Below are 20,449 nucleotides of genomic sequence, written 5' to 3'. Positions count from 1 at the left end.
CAACACGCCATAGACAATCCATGGCTCAGGACTTGCTAGTATGCGGGTAGGTTATGGCGTTGCCAAAATCATCTAATTTTGAAGCCCTAAGAGACGCATCCATGTCCATTCATGCCGCACTGAACCACGTCACGCACTACAAGTACGACCGCCCGGTCAACCTCGGCCCACAGGTCATCCGTCTGCGTCCCGCCCCCCACTGCCGCAGCAACGTCATCTCTTATTCGCTCAAGATCGAGCCCGCTGACCACTTTGTAAACTGGCAGCAAGACCCGTTTGCCAACTACCAGGCCCGCCTGGTATTCCCCGCCAAAACCACCGAGTTCAAGGTCACGGTCGATCTGGTTGTCGAAATGGCGGTCTACAACCCCTTCGACTACTTTCTGGAGCCCGAGGCGCAGAACTTCCCCTTCAAGTACAGCCCCACGCTGCAAGACGAACTCTCGCCCTATCTGGTCACCGAGCCCGCCACCCCGCTGGTGCAGGCCTATCTGGACAAGCTGGACCTCAAAACCCAGCCCACCAACGACTTCCTGGTGGCCATCAACCAGCAAATCCAGAGCGACATCAAGTACCTGATCCGCATGGAGCCCGGCGTGCAAACGCCCGAAGAAACGCTGGAAAAAGCCAGCGGCTCTTGCCGCGACTCCGGCTGGCTGCTGGTGCAACTGCTGCGCCACTGCGGCCTGGCCGCACGCTTTGTGTCGGGCTACCTGATCCAGCTCACCCCCGACGTAAAAGCCCTGGACGGCCCCAGCGGTACCACGGTCGATTTCACCGACCTGCACGCATGGTGCGAAGTGTTTCTGCCCGGCGCAGGCTGGGTCGGCCTGGATGCCACCTCCGGCCTGTTCGCGGGCGAAGGCCACATCCCGCTGGCCTGCACGCCCCAGCCGTCCAGCGCTGCGCCCATCGAAGGCAGCGTGGACGAAGCCGAGGTCGAATTCGCCCACCACATGGTGATCACCCGGCTGTACGAATCCCCCCGCGTCACCAAGCCCTACACCGACGAGCAATGGGCCGACATCCTGGCGCTTGGCGAAGCCGTCGATGAAAAGCTGGCCGCCGGTGACGTGCGCCTGACCATGGGCGGCGAACCCACCTTTGTGGCCGTGAGCGACCGCGATGCCGCCGAATGGAACACCGATGCCCTCGGCCCGACAAAGCGCGCCTTCGCCACCGGCCTGACCCACAAGCTGCGCGACCAGTACGGCCAGGGCGGCTTCCTGCACTTCGGCCAGGGCAAGTGGTACCCCGGCGAGCAATTGCCGCGCTGGGCGCTCAACATCTTCTGGCGCACCGACGGCCAACCCGTGTGGCGCAACCCCGACCTGTTTGCCGACGAGCGCGTGCCCTCCAGCTACACCAGCGAAGATGCCCGCCGCTTCACCGAAAAGCTGGCCGCCAACCTTGGCATTACGCCCAAGTTCATCGTCGCCGCCCACGAAGACACCTGGTACTACCTGTGGCGCGAGCGCCGCCTGCCGGTGAATGTGGACCCGTTCAACTCCAAGCTCAGCGACGAGATGGAGCGTGCCCGCCTGCGCCGCGTGTTTGAGCAGAAGCTGGATGCCGTCATCGGCTACGTGCTGCCCGTCAAGCCCGCCGATACCAGCCGTGTGGCCGGCCCCGTCTGGACTACCGGCCCCTGGTTCGTGCGCGACGAACGCATGTACCTGATGCCCGGCGACTCGCCCATGGGCCTGCGCCTGCCACTCGACTCCCTGCCCTGGGTGAGCGAGGCCGAGTTCCCCTACATGGTGGAGCAAGACCCGTCCATCCCCCGCGAGCCGCTGCCCGAATCCAGCAGCATGTACGCCCGCTATGCGCAGCGCTCGGCCGCAAAGCCTGGCGTGTTCACCACGAACATGACTGCCGTCGGCGGACCGGCCCGTCCCGGCTTGGCCACACCCAGCAGCCCGAGCCCATCCAGCAGCATTCCCACGCTGACCGAGCGCGCCAACCTGCCCTTCCAGGCCGGTGTGAACCCCGTGCCTGAGGCCACCCGCCAGCGCCAGGACCAGGTGGCCAGTGCCTACACCGCCGTGCCGCCCCTGGCTAGCGCCCACAGCCCGCTGCAAACCGAACCGAGCAGCTTCTCCACCCGCGTGCCCAACAAGAACGAATCGGCCCATTGGCTGACCCGTACCGCGCTGTGCGTGGAAGTGCGCGACCCGCGCCGCGCCAGCGGCCCCAAGGCCGAAGCCGTGGGCGAAAAGTCCGGCGTGCTGTATATCTTCATGCCACCGCTGGAGATGCTGGAGGACTACCTGGAGCTGCTGGCAGCAATTGAAAATACCGCAGAGCAACTGGGCGTGAAGCTGGTCCTGGAAGGCTATCCGCCTCCGCGTGACCCGCGCCTGAAGCTGCTGGCCGTGACCCCCGACCCCGGCGTGATCGAGGTCAACGTACACCCCGTCGCTACCTGGGGCGAGCTGGTGGCCAACACCGAATTTTTGTACGAAGCCGCGTTCGAATCGCGCCTGAGCGCCGAGAAGTTCATGACCGACGGCCGCCACATCGGCACCGGCGGCGGCAACCACTTCGTGATGGGTGGCTCCACGCCCGCCGACAGCCCGTTCCTGCGCAAGCCCGAGCTGCTGACCAGCATGCTGCTGTACTGGCACAACCACCCGTCTCTGAGCTATCTGTTCAGCGGCATGTTCGTCGGCCCCACCAGCCAGTCGCCCCGCGTGGACGAGGCCCGCAACGATCAGCTCTACGAGCTGGAAATCGCCATCGAACAGGTGGCCATGAACCGCGAAAAATACGGCCAGGACATGCCGCCGTGGATTGTGGACCGCACGCTGCGCAACATCCTGATCGACGCCACCGGCAACACCCACCGCAGCGAGTTCTCCATCGACAAGATGTACTCGCCCGACAGCGCTACCGGCCGCCTGGGCCTGCTGGAGCTGCGCGCTTTCGAAATGCCGCCGCACGCCCGCATGAGCATCTCGCAGCAGTTGCTGCTGCGTGCTCTGGTGGCCCGCTTCTGGGACAACCCCTACAAGGCACCGGCCACCCGCTGGGGTACCGAGCTGCACGACCGCTTCATGCTGCCGACCTTCATCCAGATGGACTTCCACGATGTGATCGACGAAATGGTGGCCGCAGGCTTTGCCTTCGACCGCAGCTGGTTCGCGCCGCACCTCGAATTCCGCTTCCCGCTGGTCGGCGACGTGAAGAGCCACGGGATTGAGATGACGCTGCGCAACGCGCTGGAACCCTGGCACGTGCTGGGCGAAGAAAATGGCTCTACCGGCACCGCGCGGTATGTCGACTCCTCCCTTGAGCGCATCGAGGTGAAGGTCACCGGCATGAACCAAAGCCGTTACGTCATCACCTGCAATGGCCGCGCCATGCCCATGCAGTCCACCGGCACCAACGGTGAATTTGTGGCCGGTGTGCGCTACCGCGCCTGGAACCCACCGTCGGCGCTGCACCCCACCATCGGCATCCACGCCCCGTTGACCTTTGACATCGTGGACACCTGGATGAAGCACTCCATCGGCGGCTGCCAGTACTTTGTGAACCACCCCGGTGGCCTGAGCTACGACACCTTCCCGGTGAATGCCTACACCGCCGAAAGTCGCCGCCTGTCACGCTTCAGCCGCATGGGCCACACGCCCGGTGTGATGCATGTGCCACCCGCGACGATCAACGTGCCAGCCAGCAAAGAGTTCCCGTTCACGCTTGATTTGCGCCGGTAAACCGTGCCGCGCAGCACAGAGGCGGCCCTGTGCGGGGTCGCCTCTGCGTTTATGTTTTTATCACATAGTTCCCTCCATTTTTTGACGCCTTTCAGCGCTCCGTAAGTCCCATTTCTGGTGTGACAATCGGTTGACACGTGGAAAACAAGACCCCCCCCCTCTTTCAAATGCCGATGTCAGAAGACCCCCGCGCCCTGGCGTCGGCGCTGGCCCGTCCCGCCGTGGCCGGGCATTTCGACGAGCTGCGCGGCAAGTCCCGGCCTGCCGAGGCCAACCCGCCAAAAAATTCCGCAGAACCGGGCCACTTGACACCCGAGTGGAGCGAGTTCTTTGAGCAATTGGGCTCTAGCGGCTTTGCCGATCTGAACCACCGCACCGAGCAGCTGCAGCACCAGATCCACGACAACGGCGTGACCTACAACGTTTACGCCGATCCCGACAACCCGCAGCGGCCCTGGTCGCTCGATCTGTTTCCGATGATCGTGTCGCCGCAGAGTTGGAAACGGATTGAAACCGGCGTTTTGCAGCGCGTGCGCGTACTGGACCGCGTACTGGCCGATATCTATGGCCCGCAGCAACTGCTGGCGCGCGGCTTGCTCCCCCCGGCTTTGGTACAAGGCCACCCTGGCTATTTGCGTCCCATGCACGGCGTGCAGCCCCTGGGCGGCACGCATTTGCACATCACCGCGTTCGATCTGGCCCGCGGCCCCGACGGCAATTGGTGGGTGGTGTCGCAGCGCACCCAGGCCCCTTCCGGTCTGGGCTATTTGCTGGAAAACCGCCTTTCCATTTCACGGTTGTTTCCCCAGGCCTTTGAGTCCATGCACATCCAGCGGCTGGCCGCCACCTACCGCAGCCTGGTCGATGGCCTCAAACGCATGAGCCCGGCGGGCAAGGACGCGCACATCGCCCTGCTCACGCCCGGCCCTTACAACGAAACCTATTTCGAACACGCCTACCTGGCCCGCTACCTGGGCCTGACCCTGGTGGAAGGCAGCGACCTGACGGTGCGCGACCAGCGCCTGTACCTCAAGACCCTCAAGGGCCTGGAGCCGGTGCACGGTCTGCTCAAGCGCCTGGACGACCAGTTTCTGGACCCGCTGGAGCTGCGCCCCGACTCCCGCCTCGGTGTGCCCGGGCTGATGCAGGTGGTACGGGCGGGCAATCTGGTGATGGCCAACCCACCGGGTTCGGCGTTTTTGGAGTCACCCGCGCTGCTGGGCTTTTTGCCCGCCTTGTCGCGCCATGTGCTGGGCCAGGAACTGCTGCTGCCCGCCCTGCCCACCTGGTGGTGCGGCGAACGCGCGGCATCGGACGCGGCCTTGCCCGAGCTGGCCAACAGCGTGATCAAACCCACCTACCAGGGCGCGGCCAGCCGCCGCGCCTTCGATGCCGTGCTGGGCCGCAGCCTGTCGCGCCGAGAACTCGACGAATGGGCGGGCCGCATCGCCCGCCAGGGTGATGAATACACCGTGCAGGCCTACCTGCCCTTGTCGCAAATGCCGACCTGGAACGCCCAACCCAACCACCCGGCGCGCATTGCACCGCGCTCCATGATGCTGCGGGTGTTTGCCGTGTCCGACGGGCCGCAGTCCTGGCGGGTCCTGCCCGGCGGGCTGGCGCGCATGGTCAATTCGCGCGACAGCGTGGCCTCCATGCAGCGCGGCGGCAGCAGTGCCGACGTGTGGGTCAAAACCACTGGCGAGGTGGACCGCACCACCTTGCTGCAGGCGAGCCTGTCGGTAGAGATGGTGACCCGGCGCAGCCACCGCGTGACCAGCCGCGCCGCGGAAAACCTCTTCTGGCTGGGCCGCTACGCCGAACGCACCGAAAACAGCCTGCGCCTGGCCCGCGTCACACTGGACAGCCTGGGCGGCGAAGACCAAACCGCCACCCCGCTGCTGGTGTGGCTGCACGACATGGCCACCCGCCATGGCCTGGTGCTGGCGGCTGTGCCGTCGCCGCTGCAGGCCCGCCGGGTGTTCGAACGCTCGCTGATAGCCGGGTTGGCCGACCCCAGCGCCGTGCCCAGCGTGGGCTACAACTTGCGCGCCATCAAACAGGTAGCCTCCAAGCTGCGCGAACGCCTGTCGCAAGAGCACTGGAACGTGATCGTGCGGGCCGAAGACAAGTTCTTCAGCCGCTGCGCCAAAAACGCCAAGGATGGCGACTTTTCGCCCATGGAAGCCCTGCGCGTGCTGGAAGCTACCAGCACCCATCTGGCCGCCATGACGGGTGCCCAGACCGACCGCATGACCCGCGACGACGGCTGGCGCCTGCTGAGCATCGGCCGCCACATTGAGCGCCTGGGCTTTTTGTCCACGGCCTTGGCGCGCGGCTTCAAAGCGGGCTCGCTGGCCAACACCGGCGGCTTCGAGGCCATGGTGGCGCTGTTTGACAGCACCATCACCTTCCACTCGCAGTACCAGCAGAGCCGCGACGTGGCGGCGCTGGTCGATTTGCTGGTGCTGGACCGCGACAACCCACGCTCGCTGGCCTGGGTGGCGCACACCTTGCGCGGCCGTCTGGCCAAGCTGGCGGGCAGCCCTGCCGGTGTGCTCAGTGCCATGTCAAACAAAGTCATGTCGCCCGCCGACTGGGATCTGGCCGCGCTGTGCAGCGTGGATGCCCAAGGCCACTACACAGTGTTGACCGACCTTTTGGCGCAATGCAGCCAGTGCGCGTTTGACGTGTCAGACGAAATCAGCGCCACCTACTTCACCCACTCACGGGATTCGAAAACCAGCTTGGGAGCTTGATGGACACGTCAACGGAACACGGCCATGCAACTTGAGATTACCCACGAAACCCATTATTCCTACCAGCCTGCGGTGGAAACGGCGCAGCATGTGGCGCATTTGCGCCCGCCCAGTACCCCGCACCAGCAGTTGCTGAGCCACACCCTGTCCGTCACGCCCACGCCCAGCCAGCTCACCCAGTCGCTGGACGTGTATGGCAACTTGTGCTCGTTCTTTGCGCTGCAGGCCGTGCACGAAGAGCTCAGCGTGGTGGCGCGCAGCCTGGTGCACACCAGCGTGCCGGTGTGGCCTGTCAGCGCCCTGACCTGGGAGCAGGTGCGCGAGCGCTTTCGCTACCGGGCAGGAGCCCAGTTCAGCGCCGCTTCAGAATTTGTTTTTCCCTCGCCTTACGTGCCCCGCCACCCGGATTTTTTGGCCTATGCCAAACCCAGCTTTGGCCCCGGGGTGCCGCTGCTGGCCGCCGCGCAGAACCTGATGGAGCGCATCTACGACGACTTCACCTACTCCTCGCAAAGCACCGAGGTCAGCACCCCGGCGGTCGAGGCACTGGCCCAGCGCAAAGGCGTGTGCCAGGACTTCGCCCACATCATGGTGGCCTGTTGCCGCGCCATGGGCCTGCCGGCGCGCTACGTCAGCGGCTACCTCTTGACCCACCCGGCCCCGGGCCAGCCGCGCTTGATCGGCAGCGACGCGTCGCACGCGTGGGCCTCGGTCTACGTGCCCGACCAAACCGGCGACCTGGGCTGGAGCGACTTTGACCCGACCAACAACCGCGCCCCTGGCGACGACTACGTCACCCTGGCCACTGGCCGCGACTATTCCGACGTATCTCCCATGCGCGGCGTGATCCATGGCGGTGCCAGCCACATCCTGAGCGTGGCCGTGACGGTGATGCCGCTGGAGCCTGTGACCCCACCGCCGCCTTGCACCGCACAGGCCCGCCAAGCTGGCGATGGCCCTTCGCAATCCCAATCCCAGAGCCAAAGCAGTATTTGGTTGCCGCCCACCCAGCAGTGGCAGTAGGCAGAAGTGCTACATAATTCATAGCTACTAGCGCAGACAAAATATGCGCTAGAGGCTTATTTCATCAAAAAAAGGAACCTCCATGGATATCTACGCCAAGTTGCAAGAACTCAACATCACCCTGCCCCCCGTCGCCATTCCGGCGGCCGCCTACGTACCGTTTGTGCAAACCGGCAAACTGGTGTTCTTGAGCGGCCACATTGCCAAGAAAGACGGTGCGGTCTGGGTGGGTCAATTGGGCAAAAACATCGCCACCGCCGAGGGCAAGGATGCCGCGCGGGCCATCGCCATCGACCTGCTGGGCACGCTGCACGCTGCCGTGGGCGACCTGAACAAGGTGACCCGCATTGTCAAGCTGATGTCGCTGGTCAACTCCACCCCCGACTTCACCGAACAGCACCTGGTCACCAACGGTGCCAGCGAGCTGATGGGCGCGGTGTTTGGCCCGGTCATTGGTGCCCACGCCCGTAGCGCCTTCGGCGTGGCGCAGATCCCGATGGGTGCCTGCGTCGAGATTGAGCTGATCGCTGAAATCGGCTAACCCCCAGGCTGCAGTGCTTCGCATCTTTCGCCAACCCCTTTGGCAAAGGGGCGATGCCAGTGGCCCGGCAAAGCAAGTTCTGCGGTGTTTCTTGAATGGATGCGTTCCGGCTGAAGTCGGGTTAGCTCTCTTTTAAAAGCTTTCCCAGTCGCCCTCGCCACCCTTGGGTGCGGCAGCGGGTTTGGCCTTGGGAGCCGCCAAGGGGCGGGCCAAGCGCACAACAGGAGCCACCTTCCGTACCGGAGCAGCCACCGGCTTGTTTTGCGGCTTGGCCGCAGGTGCCCGTACTGCGGGCGCAGCCAACGGGGTGCGCAGCACGGGAGCCGGGGTATCCGGGTTATAGGCCGCCGACCGCACCGCATGCAGCGAAGGGTTCACCTTGAACACCGCCACCGCGGTGGCCAATTGCCCAGCCTGCTCGCGCATGCTGGTGGCGGCAGCGGCGCTTTCCTCGACCAGGGCCGAGTTCTGCTGGGTCATCTGGTCCAGATTCACCACCGCACGGTTGATTTCGTTGATGCCGGTGCTCTGCTCGGTGGCCGCTGCGGTGATCTCACCGACGATATCGGTCACGCGTTTCACCGACTGCACGATGTCGCTCATGGTGCTGCCCGCTTCGGCTACCAGCCGCGCACCAGACTCAACTTTCTCTACCGAGGTGCCGATCAGGCCCTTGATCTCCTTGGCAGCCTGTGCGCTGCGCTGGGCCAGGCTGCGCACTTCACTGGCCACTACCGCAAAACCCCGGCCCTGCTCACCCGCGCGGGCGGCTTCAACGGCCGCATTCAGCGCCAGAATGTTGGTCTGGAAAGCAATGCCGTCGATCACGCCGATGATGTCAGAAATCTTCTTGCTGCTGGCGTTGATCTCTTCCATCGTCACCACCACCTGTTTGACCACTTCGCCGCCCTTTTGCGCCACGCTGGATGCGCTGGCCGCCAGGGAGCTGGCCTGGTTGGCGTTGTCGGCACTCTGGCGCACGGTCTGGGTCAGGTGGTCCATGGAAGCCGCGGTTTGCTGCAGGTTGCTGGCGGTCTGCTCGGTGCGGGCCGCCAGGTCGTTGTTGCCGCTGGCGATCTCGGAGCTGGCGGTGGCAATGCTGTCGGTGCTTTGGCGCACCTGATGAACCATGCGGCCCAGCGACAAGCCCATGGCGCTCAGCGAGCGCAGCAAATCGCCAAACTCGTCTTTGCGCGCCGAATCCAGTGACACGCTGAGGTCTCCCTCGGCGATGCGGGCTGCCGCCTGGTTGGCCTGGCCCAGCGGCTGCTGGATGCTGCGGATCAGCCAAAACGCCCCGGCCAGCATGCCCAGCACCAGCACCGCCAACGAGGTGCAGATAATATTGAACAGCAGCGCGCGCTCGGCGCTGGCATCGGCTCCGGTCTGCGCCAGCGCCTGCTCCTGCATTTCGACAAACTTGCGCTGGTCGGCCAAATAGCTGCTGACAGCCGCCTTGACTTCGCCTTGCAGCAGTGCCAGGGCCTCGTCGGTTTTACCGTCTTTTTTCAGTTGCTGCGCCCGCCCACGGATGTCCAGCACCTTGTTGCGAGCGCTGGCGATGGTGTCGAGCTGGGCTTTGTCCGCCGGGCTCAAATCCATCGTGGAGAAACTCTTTTGGATCTCGGTGATCTGGGCACTGGTGGCCGTAGTGGGTTCTTTGAAAGCCGCCGCCACCGCTGGGTCAGAGCTCAGCAAAGCGGCCTCGGCGCGCGCCGCATTCAGACTGGTCAGACCCGCCCAGCGGATGGACTGGATCACGCGCTGGTCTTTGGCCAGTTGGGCGGCCTGGGTTTGGACCTGCAATGCCACCACGCGGTAACCCGTGACCCCGGCCAATACCAGCAGTGCGACCACAATCGTGCCTACGGCCACCCAGAGTTTTGCCGCGACGCGCAAATTGCTGAAGTTCATTCTGTTTCCTGGTTGTGCGGGATTTTTCCACTTCATAAATTGTGACAGGGTTCACCCCCAGGAAACCGTTTGAACACCCTTACATGGCGCTCTTATTCCACCCGCACCACGTTGCTCGGTTTAAAGCCCAGATCGGCCAGCTTGCCCTTGCGCCCGCGCACGGCCCGCGCGTTGTTCAAACTGCGGATTTCCAGCGTTTCAGAGCGTGGCTTGGCACCGCGCCCCATGCCGTCGATGCGGATGCTGCGGGTATAGGCTGCGGCCCCCGCCAGGCTATCGGTGTCTTCCAGCGCAATCAGCATCAGGCCGCGCCCGCCCTTGGGCTGCAGCTTCAAATCGGCGATCTCAAAGGTCAAAATCCGCCCGCCCGTGGAGGCACAAGCTACATGGGTGGCAGGCACCACCGGCTGGCTGCCACTGCCGCCGCTGGCGTGCGACGGCGGGTTCACCGCCTCGCCCTCGCCCACGGTGATGAAGGCCTTGCCGCTCTTGTTGCGGGCCTGCATGTCGTCCACGGTGGCCAAAAAGCCGTAACCGCCCGAGCTGGACAGCAGCAGCGTGGCGCTGCCCGGCCCGGCAAAGTAGTGCGCCACCTGGGTGCCACTTTCCAGTTCGATCAGCGTGGTGACGGGCTGGCCGTCGCCGCGCGCACCGGGCAGCGCGGCCACGGGCACGGTGTAGACCCGGCCCACCTTGTCTTTGGCGGTACCGAACACCAGCAAGGTATCGACAGAGCGGCATTCAAACGTGCCGTACAGCGCGTCGCCGGATTTGAAGCTGTATTCGGGCTGGCCGTTCGGGTCTTTGGCCCAGCCCTTTTGCGCGCGCACCCAGCCTTTTTGCGAAACCACCACCGTTACAGGCTCATCCACCACCTTGACTTCCACCACGGCGCGCTTCTCCGCCTGGATCAGGGTACGGCGCGGGTCGGCAAAAATCTTCGCGTCGGCTTCGATTTCTTTGACCATCAAACGGCGCAACACGGCGGGGTTGGCCAGCAGCTCTTCCAGCTTGGCCTGCTCGTCGCGCAAGGTTTTCAGCTCTTGCTCGATCTTGATGGCTTCCAGCCGGGCCAGTTGGCGCAGGCGGATTTCCAGGATGTCTTCGGCCTGGCGGTCGCTCAAAGCAAAGCGCGCAATCAACGCCGCCTTGGGCTCGTCAGCCTGGCGGATGATGGCGATCACCTCGTCGATATTGAGCAGCACAATTTGCCGCCCCTCCAGGATGTGGATGCGCTCCAGCACCTTGTCCAGCCGGTGCTGGCTGCGGCGCTGCAGCGTGGTTTGGCGAAAGGCAATCCACTCCTGCAGCATCTGGCGTAGCGATTTCTGCATCGGCCGCCCGTCCAGCCCGATCATGGTCAGGTTGATCGGCGAAGAGGTTTCCAGGCTGGTATGGGCCAGCAGCGCGGTGATCAGCTCCTGCTGTTCGATGCGGCTGGTTTTGGGCTCGAAAACCAGGCGCACGGCCGCGTCTTTGTTGGATTCGTCGCGCACCACGTCCAGTACCGACAGCACCGAGGCTTTGAGCTGGGTCTGCTCCAGGCTCAGGGTCTTTTTACCGGCCTTGATGCGCGGGTTGGTGAGTTCTTCGATCTCTTCCAGCACGCGCTGGGTGCTGACACCGGGCGGTAGTTCGCCCACCACCAGCTGCCACTGGCCGCGTGCCAGCTCTTCGATCTTCCAGCGCGCCCGAACCTTGAGCGAGCCACGGCCGGTGCGGTAGGCATCGGCAATGTCGGTGCTGCTGCTGATGATCTGGCCGCCGCCGGGGTAATCCGGGCCGGGCACCAGGGTGAACAGCTCTTCTTCGCTAAGCTGCGGGGTTTTGATCAGCGCCACGCAGGCATCGGCAATCTCGCGCAGGTTATGGCTGGGGATTTCGGTGGCCAGGCCCACGGCGATGCCGCTGGCACCGTTGAGCAGGTTGAATGGCAGGCGGGCGGGCAGCTGCTGCGGCTCCTGGGTAGAGCCGTCGTAGTTGGGCACAAAGTCCACCGTGCCTTCGTCAATTTCGTCCAGCAACAGGCTGGTGATACGGGCCAGCCGCGCCTCGGTGTAGCGCATGGCCGCTGCGCCGTCGCCGTCGCGGCTGCCGAAGTTGCCCTGGCCGTCGATCAGCGGGTAGCGCTGGCTGAAGTCTTGCGCCATGCGCACCAGTGCGTCGTAGGCGGCCTGGTCGCCGTGCGGGTGGAAGCGGCCCAGCACATCGCCGACCACGCGGGCGCATTTGACCGGCTTGGCCCCGGTAGCCCCATTGGCCCCGCCAAAGCCCAAGCCCATGCGCGACATGGAATACAAAATGCGCCGCTGCACCGGCTTCTGGCCATCGGTCACGTCGGGAATGGCGCGGCCCTTGACCACGCTCAGGGCATATTCCAGGTAAGCGCGCTGCGCGTAGCTGGCCAGACTCAGGCCGTCGTCGTCGATGGCGGGCTCAGGGGTGGCGTCCGGCGGCAGCAAGGGCGGATCTTCGGGCAGGTCCAGTTCGGGTTGGTCGGTCATGGAGAGTGGAAATGGAGAAAGAAAAGACAGCGACCCGGTGGGTCGCAAAAACCCAAACGATCAAGGCAAATTGCCCCGCCCTACGGCACCGCCAGAGAGCTCCATGCGGATACGCGAAGGCAGGCGGCGCTGCTCGGCCACAGCGGCGGGTGGCTTCAGGCCGTTGTAGAGCTGGAGCACGGTTTTCACGTAAGCCTGGGTTTCTTTGTAATTGGGAATGCGGTTGCCCGCCTTTTGCACTGCGCCCTCGCCTGCGTTGTACGAGGCCACAGCCAGGTCCAACTGGCCTGGGAACATGCGGATCAGGTCGCTGAGGTAGCGCGTGCCGATGCGGATATTGGTTTTGGGGTCGAACAGCTTTTGCTCGATGCTGAGTTTGGCATCGCCCACCAGCCCATAGCGCTCGGCCGTGGCCGGCATGATCTGCATCAGGCCGACGGCACCCTTGGGCGACACGGCGGTGCTGTTGAAGCCCGACTCGGCCACGATCAGCGCCTGCAGCAATTCATAGTCCACGCTAAGTTTGGTGGAAGCCTCACGCAGATGGTGTTTGACCAGCTTGTAGCTGGGTGAAATGTCAAAAAAAGCCAGCAGTTTGGGCGGCGCGGTGGGTACATCCACGGGCCGGTCGGTGCTGGCCGCCTTCAGCCCCAGGGTGGTGTCAAAGCTTTCGTCGCCCTTGTAGAACAGCTCGTAACGCTCGTCCGTGCGCTCGGTGGCAAAGTGCGCCACGCCCTGCGGGTCGATGTAGCCCCACACGTCGGCCAGAGCGACATGCTGCATTATTGATAGCGCAATGCCTATACAGAATCTGCGCCAGAGGCTTATTTTGTTCATAAATTCATTAGACATCGAGTTCCACGGTGTCGCCGTGCAGCTCCATCAGCTCCCGGCGGGAGGCGGCTTCGCCTTTGCCCATCAGCTTGGTGATCAGGCTTTCGGTCTGGGCGAAGTTAACACTGCCCAGCTGCACCGGCAAGAGGCGGCGGGTGTCGGGGTTGAGGGTGGTGTCCCACAGTTGCTCGGCATTCATCTCGCCCAGGCCTTTGAAGCGGCTAATGCTCCAGGCCCCTTCGCGCACACCTTCCTTGCGCAGCTTGTCCAGGATGGCGCTGCGTTCGCCTTCGTCCAGCGCATAGGCTTTGCTGGCGGGTTTTTTGCCACGGGCGGGCGCATCCACCCGGTACAGCGGCGGGCGGGCGACGAATACATGGCCGGTTTCGATCAGTTTGGGAAAGTGGCGGAAAAACAGGGTCAACAGCAGTACCTGGATGTGCGAGCCGTCCACATCCGCATCGCTGAGGATGCAGATCTTGCCGTAGCGCAGGCCGCTTAAATCGGGCGTGTCATTGGGGCCGTGCGGGTCCACGCCGATGGCCACCGAGATGTCGTGGATTTCGGTGTTGGCAAACAGCCGGTCGCGCTCCACCTCCCAGGTGTTGAGCACCTTGCCGCGCAGGGGCAAGATAGCCTGGCTGGCCTTGTCGCGACCCATCTTGGCGCTGCCACCGGCCGAATCGCCCTCGACCAGAAACACCTCGTTTTGCGCCAAATCTTTGCTTTCGCAGTCGGTCAGCTTGCCGGGCAGCACGGCCACGCCGGAGCCCTTGCGCTTTTCCACTTTTTGCCCGGCTTTTTGGCGGTACTGGGCGGCCTTGATGGCCAGTTCGGCCAGTTTTTTGCCGTAGTCCACGTGCTGGTTCAGCCACAGCTCCAGGGCAGGCCGCACAAAGCTGGACACCAGGCGCACCGCGTCGCGTGAATTCAGCCGCTCCTTGATCTGGCCCTGGAACTGCGGGTCCAGCACCTTGGCGCTGAGCACAAAGCTGGCGCGGGCAAACACGTCTTCTGGCAGCAGCTTCACGCCCTTGGGCAGCAGGGAATGCAGCTCAATGAAGCTTTTGACTGCGGTGAACAAGCCGTCGCGCAGGCCGGATTCGTGGGTGCCGCCCACGCTGGTGGGGATCAGGTTGACGTAGCTTTCGCGCATGGGCGCGCCGTCTTCGGTAAAGGCCACGCACCACTGCGCGCCCTCGCCTTCGGCAAAAGTGTCGTGGCCGCCGTCGGCAAAACCTTCGCCTTCGAACAGCGGAATCACCGGCTCGCCGTTGAGGGTTTGCGTCAGGTAGTCGCGCAGGCCGCCCTTGTAGGCCCAGGTCTGCACGTCCTTGGTTTTCTCGATGGTCAGGGTGACCGTGACACCGGGCATGAGCACGGCTTTGCTGCGCAGCAAATGGGTCAGCTCGGCCATGGGCAGGACCGAGGATTCAAAGTATTTGGGATCCGGCCAGACGCGCACACTGGTGCCGGATTTTCGGTCGCCCGCCTCGGCCTTGCGGATTTGCAAGGGCTGGACCACGTCACCGGCGGCAAACACCAGGTTGGCCACCGAGCCTTCGCGGTAGGAAGTGGCTTCCAGCCGCAGCGCCAGCGCGTTGGTCACGCTGACCCCCACGCCATGCAGGCCGCCCGAGAAGCTGTAGGCCCCGCCTTTGCCCTTGTCAAACTTGCCGCCCGCGTGCAGGCGGGTGAACACCAGCTCGATCACCGGTGCGTTTTCTTCCGGGTGCATGCCAAACGGGATGCCGCGGCCATCGTCGTCGATGCCGACCGAGCCGTCGGCAAACAGTGTGACGCGGATCTTTTTGCCATGGCCCGCCAGCGCCTCGTCGGCCGCGTTGTCCAACACTTCCTGGATGACGTGCAGGGGGTTGTCGGTACGGGTGTACATGCCCGGACGCTGCTTGACGGGCTCCAGGCCCTTGAGGACGCGGATCGAGCTTTCGGAATAGACGGGAGTAGCGACAGGGGTAGCGGGGTTTTGGGTGGCCATATTTTTTGAATTGTAGAGCACTGGATGCAATCACAGCATTCAAAGTCCTACACGCCGATTTAGTTAAAGTAAAGCCATGCAAAGTTCCAAAGCCCCTCTTTCTCTCACCCAACTCCTCATCTGTGGCGGTGCCATCGTTACCCTGTCCATGGGCATCCGCCACGGCTTTGGCCTGTGGCTGCAGCCCATCACACAAGCCCAGGGCTGGACCCGCGAAACCTTTGCTTTTGCCATCGCCATCCAGAACCTGACCTGGGGTGTCAGTGGCGTGTTTGCGGGCATGCTGGCCGACAAGCTGGGGGCGGTGAAGGTAATTGTGGTGGGCGCGCTGTGTTATGCGCTGGGGCTGATCGGCATGGCGCACGCGCCCACGCCGCTGCTGTTTACGCTGAGCGCCGGGGTGTTGATAGGCATTGCCCAAGCAGGCACCACCTATGCGGTGATTTACGGCGTCATCGGGCGCAATGTGGCGGCCAACAAGCGCTCGTGGGCCATGGGAATTGCGGCGGCTGCGGGCTCGTTTGGCCAGTTTCTGATGGTACCGACCGAAGGGCTGCTGATCAGCCACCTGGGCTGGCAACAGGCGCTGGTGGTGCTGGGGGGCGCGGCCTGCCTGATCATTCCGCTGTCCTGGGGCCTGCGCGAGCCAGGTTTTGCCGGTGCCCAGGCGGTGCAGCGGGAACAAACCATTGGGCAGGCGCTCAAAGAGGCCTTCCAATACCCCAGCTTCCAATTACTGATGGCGGGCTATTTTGTGTGCGGCTTCCAGGTGGTGTTCATTGGCGTGCACATGCCCAGCTATTTGCGCGACAAGGGCTTGTCGCCCCAGGTGGCCAGCTATGCGTTGGCGCTGATCGGTCTGTTCAATGTGTTTGGCACCTACGCAGCGGGCACGCTGGGGCAGCGCATGCAGAAAAAGACTATCTTGTCTTTCATTTACTTTGCACGGGCTGTGACCATTAGCATCTTCTTGCTGGCCCCGCTGTCGCCCACCAGCGTCTACATTTTTGCAGCGGTGATGGGGGTGCTGTGGCTGTCTACCGTGCCGCCCACCAATGCGGCGCTGGCGCAGATTTTTGGTATCCAGCACATGTCCATGCTGAGCGGCTTTGTATTTTTAAGCCACCAGATCGGCTCTTTTCTGGGCGTGTGGCTGGGCGGCGTTCTGTACGACCGCAACGGCAACTACGACCTGGTCTGGTACATCGCCATCGCCCTGGGGGTGTTTGCAGGCCTGGTGAACCTGCCGGTCAAAGAAGCGCCCATCCGCCGCGCGGGCGTGCTGGCGCAGAGGGCCTGAAGCCATGGCAAAAACATGGGCATGGTGGGGTGCCGCCTTGGCAGCGCTGGCGGGGGTGTTCGCGCTGTACACCCAGCCCGAGTTCCTGGTCACCCTGGCCGACCAGCTCTGGGCCTGTTTTTGAATGAAATTGGCCTCTAGCGCATATAACACCTACGCCATTCGCTATTTAAAACATAGCAAAGCGTTTTTTCCAGCGCAAAATTCGCGTTACACGCCCTCGTTAGAATGGCGATTTTCCCGTTTGAGACTGCGGACATGACACCCATTACTGGCAGCATCGTGGCACTGGTGACCCCGATGCTTGAAGACGGCAGCGTGGACTACCCCACCCTGCGCACACTGATCGACTGGCATATTGCAGAGGGGACGGACTGCATTGGTGTGGTCGGTACCACCGGCGAGTCGCCCACGGTCACCGTGGAAGAGCACTGCGAGATCCTCCGCGTGTCGGTCGAGCAGGCCAAGGGCCGGGTGCCGATCATGGCGGGCTGCGGTGCCAATTCCACTGCGGAGGCCATCGAGCTCACCCGCTTTGCCAAAAAAGTGGGTGCCGACTGCCATCTGCAGGTTGTGCCCTACTACAACAAACCCACCCAAGAAGGCCAATACCAGCACTTCAAGGCCATCGCCGAAGCGGTGGATTTGCCCATGGTGCTGTACAACGTGCCCGGCCGCTCGGTCGCCGATATGCTGCACGACACTGTGCTGCGCCTGGCCCAGGTGCCGGGCATCATCGGTATCAAGGAAGCCACCGGCAACATCGAACGCGCCCAGTGGCTGATCCGCGACGTACCCAAAGGCTTTGCCGTCTACTCGGGCGACGACCCGACCGCCGTAGCTTTGATGCTGTGTGGCGGCCAGGGCAACATCAGCGTAACGGCCAACGTGGCCCCGCGCCTGATGCACGAACTCTGCGTGGCAGCCATGGCAGGCGATGCCCGCCGCGCCATGGAAATCCAACGCCAGCTTATGCCGGTGCACAAAAACCTGTTTGTCGAAGCCAACCCGATTCCCGTGAAATGGGTCATGGCCGAGCTGGGCCTGTGCGGCCCCACGCTGCGCCTACCCATGACCCCCCTGTCGGACTCTTTCCACACCACCGTCAAAGACGCGCTGCGCAGCGGCGGCTTGCTGTAAACCTTTTAGGAACGATACGTGAACCATATTGCCAAAACTGGATTGAAAGCTGGATTGAATGTAGGACTAGTGGGCCTGACATTGGCGCTGGGTGCCTGCTCGGTGCTGCAGGGCGACAAGATTGACTACAAGAGCGCGGGCACGGTAGGCCCGGCGCTAGACGTGCCGCCCGACCTGTCACAGCTCACGCGCGACTCCCGCTACGTGGTGCCGGGTGCAGCCATCACCGCCAGCAACTACAAAGTCGGCCAAGTCGCTGCTGCGGCCCCCACCGCCGCCACCTCGTTGGGCGATATCCGCATTGAACGCGCAGGATCGCAGCGCTGGCTGGTGATCAACCGCCCGGCCGACAAGCTGTGGGGCCCGGTGCGCGACTTCTGGCAGCAAAACGGCTTCCTGCTGACCGAAGACAACCCCGGCCTGGGCATCATGGAAACCGACTGGGCCGAAAACCGCGCCAAGCTGCCGCAGGACATCATCCGCAGCACCATTGGCAAGGTTTTTGAATCCCTGTACTCGACCGGCGAACGCGACAAATACCGCACCCGCCTGGAGCGCACCGCCACCGGCGGCACCGAGATCTACATCAGCCACCGTGGCATGGTCGAGGTCTACACTAGCCAGGCGAAAGACCAGACCATCTGGCAACCGCGCCCCACCGATCCCGAGCTGGAAGTTGAATTCCTGCGCCGCCTGATGCTGAAACTGGGTGCCAATGACGAGCAAGTCAAAACCGCCCTGGCACCCGAAGCCGCCAAGGCCAATGCCCGCATCGCTACGGTCAACAACCAACCCGTAGTGCAATTGGACGATGGTTTTGACCGCGCCTGGCGCCGCGTCGGCCTGACGCTGGACCGCACCGGCTTCACCGTGGAAGACCGCGACCGCAGCAAAGGCACCTACTTTGTGCGCTACGTAGCGCCCAACGCCACCAAAATCCAGCCTGGCTTCTTCACCAAGCTGTTCAGCAAAGACAACACCACGCCACCGCTGCAGTACCGTATCGCGGTGGTCACCGAAGGCTCGACCACCACCGTCTCGGTGCTGAACGCGGCGGGCGCACCCGAAGTGTCTGACAACGCCAAGAAGATCGTCCAGATCATTGCGGACGACCTGAAATAAGCACCTTACGCTTCAAAAGCCTGGGCAGTGGCAGCGCTGGCAACGGCACCATTGTCGAAGCCTGCCACGGGGCCCACACCACCCGCCTGTTGGTGGATTGCGGCTTTGGCCAAAAGCAACTCGACCAGCGGCTGGCGCTGGCGGGCCTACAGGCCGGGCAGATCGACGCAATCTTCATCACCCACGAGCACGGCGACCATGTCGGCTGCGCGCCGCAATGGGCTGTGCGCCACCGCATCCCGGTGTGGATGAGCCACGGCACCCATGCGGCCATCGCCCTTCCGGAGTTGCCCGACCTGGACGGCCTGCTGCGTATCGCCCGTGACACCGAAACCATCGACTTGGGCAACCTGCAGCTCATGCCTTTCACCGTGCCCCACGATGCCCGTGAGCCGTTGCAACTGCGCTGCAGCCAGGGCGATGCGCACCTGGGCATCCTGACTGACCTGGGCCACGCCACGCCGCACGTGCTGGATCAGCTGATGGGCTGCCAGGCCCTGCTGCTGGAATGCAACCACGATCCGGACCTGCTGGCCGCGTCGCGCTACCCGCCGTTTCTAAAGCAGCGCGTGGGCGGCATGTACGGCCACCTGGCCAATGATGCCGCCGCCGAGATTGCCCAGGCCCTGGCCGTGGGCGGTCTGCGCCGCATCATGGCCGCGCATTTGAGCGAGCAAAACAACCGACCCGAGCTGGCGCTGGCAGCGCTGGCAGCGGCCAAAGGTTGCGCCGACGTCACACTGGGCGTGGCACAGGCGGCTCTTGGCTGCGATTGGGTCACCGTATAAGGAATTACCCTGTTCCGTCGGGTAAAATAATGGGGTTCATTGGGGAGTAGCCGCCCACTCTTATGTGGGGCTTGCGTCAACATACTTAGCCGTTCGGCTATGGTGCAAGCGGTTGATGCCTAAACCAGTTTTAGGCAGATTCTTAGCAAGACCTTTGACCATGTCACCTCGGTTCAGCCGGGAGGGGATGTGGTCATTCGTCTTAGATCCGGCTAAGGAAAAAATACCCATGGAAGCATTTCTCATCTCCACAGGCATCGTCGCTCTTGCGGAAATCGGCGACAAAACCCAACTCCTCGCCTTCATTCTGGCGGCCAAATTCAAAAAGCCCTGGCCCATCATTGCGGCCATCTTGGTATCCACCATCGCCAACCACGCCTTTGCGGGTGCCGTCGGCTCCTGGGTGACCTCCTTGGTCGGGCCCGAAACCCTGCGCTGGGTGTTGGGCATTTCCTTCATCGGCATGGCTGGCTGGACGCTGGTGCCCGACAAGTTTGAAGAAGAAGATGCCAAGCTGGCCCGCTTTGGCGTATTCGGCACCACGCTGATCGCTTTCTTCCTGGCCGAAATGGGCGACAAAACCCAGTTTGCCACCATTGCCTTGGCCGCCAAATACCACAATTTCGTGGCCGTGGTAACGGGCACTACGCTGGGCATGATGCTGGCCAACGTGCCGGCCGTGCTACTGGGCAACAAAATCGCCGAGCGTATGCCCACCAAGATCGTGCACCGCATTGCCGCCGCTATTTTTCTGGTCATGGGCATCTTGACTTTGATGGGTGTTGGTGCTGGTGTAGGCTTGTAATACAGCT

13 protein-coding genes and 1 riboswitch are annotated in these 20,449 nt (G+C 63.4%); of the genes, 9 read left to right on the top strand and 4 right to left on the bottom strand.

From position 1 onward, the window contains the following. Positions 1-101: 101 nt before the first annotated feature. The 4 genes from AC097L_RS21575 (at position 102) to AC097L_RS21560 (ending at position 8,036) form a co-directional block, all read left to right on the top strand. The gene (locus AC097L_RS21575) at positions 102-3,713 is read left to right on the top strand and encodes a transglutaminase family protein (protein WP_479588776.1); all 3,612 of its coding nucleotides are present in this window, start codon (positions 102-104) and stop codon (positions 3,711-3,713) included. A 173-nt stretch (positions 3,714-3,886) separates the two neighbouring features. Further along, the gene (locus AC097L_RS21570) at positions 3,887-6,472 is read left to right on the top strand and encodes a circularly permuted type 2 ATP-grasp protein (RefSeq protein WP_479588775.1); all 2,586 of its coding nucleotides are present in this window, start codon (positions 3,887-3,889) and stop codon (positions 6,470-6,472) included. Positions 6,473-6,496: 24 nt separating this feature from the next. Next, positions 6,497-7,495 carry a transglutaminase family protein gene (locus AC097L_RS21565; RefSeq protein WP_479588774.1) on the top strand — a complete coding sequence of 333 codons (999 nt, stop codon included), beginning with the start codon at positions 6,497-6,499 and terminating at the stop codon, positions 7,493-7,495. Between the two features lie 82 nt (positions 7,496-7,577). After that, on the top strand, positions 7,578-8,036 hold the full coding sequence (locus AC097L_RS21560; protein ID WP_479588773.1) for a RidA family protein: 459 nt from the start codon (positions 7,578-7,580) through the stop codon (positions 8,034-8,036). Positions 8,037-8,168: 132 nt separating this feature from the next. On the opposite strand, the gene AC097L_RS21555 is transcribed toward AC097L_RS21560, so the two are convergent. From AC097L_RS21555 to AC097L_RS21540, 4 genes are all read right to left on the bottom strand, one after another. Further along, positions 8,169-9,950, bottom strand: a complete 1,782-nt coding sequence (locus AC097L_RS21555) for a methyl-accepting chemotaxis protein (RefSeq protein ID WP_479588772.1) — start codon at positions 9,948-9,950, stop codon at positions 8,169-8,171. 92 nt (positions 9,951-10,042) lie between these two features. Continuing rightward, a complete protein-coding gene (gene parC / locus AC097L_RS21550; protein ID WP_479588771.1) occupies positions 10,043-12,454 on the bottom strand; it encodes a DNA topoisomerase IV subunit A in 2,412 nt (803 codons plus the stop codon). A gap of 60 nt (positions 12,455-12,514) precedes the next feature. Beyond that, on the bottom strand, positions 12,515-13,237 hold the full coding sequence (locus tag AC097L_RS21545) for a lytic transglycosylase domain-containing protein (RefSeq protein WP_479588770.1): 723 nt from the start codon (positions 13,235-13,237) through the stop codon (positions 12,515-12,517). 61 nt (positions 13,238-13,298) lie between these two features. Continuing rightward, entirely contained in the window at positions 13,299-15,287 is a 1,989-nt protein-coding gene (locus AC097L_RS21540; RefSeq protein ID WP_479588769.1) for a DNA topoisomerase IV subunit B, read from the bottom strand. A 76-nt stretch (positions 15,288-15,363) separates the two neighbouring features. On the opposite strand from AC097L_RS21540, the gene AC097L_RS21535 reads away from it, so the two are divergent. The 5 genes from AC097L_RS21535 to AC097L_RS21515 all read left to right on the top strand — a co-directional run bounded on the left by AC097L_RS21535 (position 15,364) and on the right by AC097L_RS21515 (position 20,442). Then, complete coding sequence (locus AC097L_RS21535; RefSeq protein WP_479588768.1) at positions 15,364-16,587, top strand: MFS transporter; 1,224 nt, start codon at positions 15,364-15,366, stop codon at positions 16,585-16,587. A gap of 258 nt (positions 16,588-16,845) precedes the next feature. Continuing rightward, entirely contained in the window at positions 16,846-17,727 is an 882-nt protein-coding gene (gene dapA / locus AC097L_RS21530) for a 4-hydroxy-tetrahydrodipicolinate synthase (RefSeq protein ID WP_479588767.1), read from the top strand. Positions 17,728-17,769: 42 nt separating this feature from the next. After that, positions 17,770-18,849, top strand: coding sequence for an outer membrane protein assembly factor BamC (gene bamC, locus AC097L_RS21525; protein ID WP_479588819.1), 1,080 nt, complete (start codon positions 17,770-17,772; stop codon positions 18,847-18,849). Continuing rightward, a complete protein-coding gene (locus AC097L_RS21520) occupies positions 18,846-19,637 on the top strand; it encodes an MBL fold metallo-hydrolase (protein WP_479588818.1) in 792 nt (263 codons plus the stop codon). The genes bamC and AC097L_RS21520 overlap by 4 nt, the downstream gene beginning before the upstream one ends. 29 nt (positions 19,638-19,666) lie before the next feature. Continuing rightward, positions 19,667-19,807: riboswitch (yybP-ykoY riboswitch) on the top strand. A 59-nt stretch (positions 19,808-19,866) separates the two neighbouring features. Next, entirely contained in the window at positions 19,867-20,442 is a 576-nt protein-coding gene (locus AC097L_RS21515; protein WP_479588766.1) for a TMEM165/GDT1 family protein, read from the top strand. The last annotated feature ends 7 nt before the right edge of the window (positions 20,443-20,449 follow it).

The organism is Rhodoferax sp. RT5P35, assembly GCF_056521385.1.
Note: the sequence above shows the minus strand (reverse complement) of the source record. Positions and strands in the feature narration are given on the sequence as shown.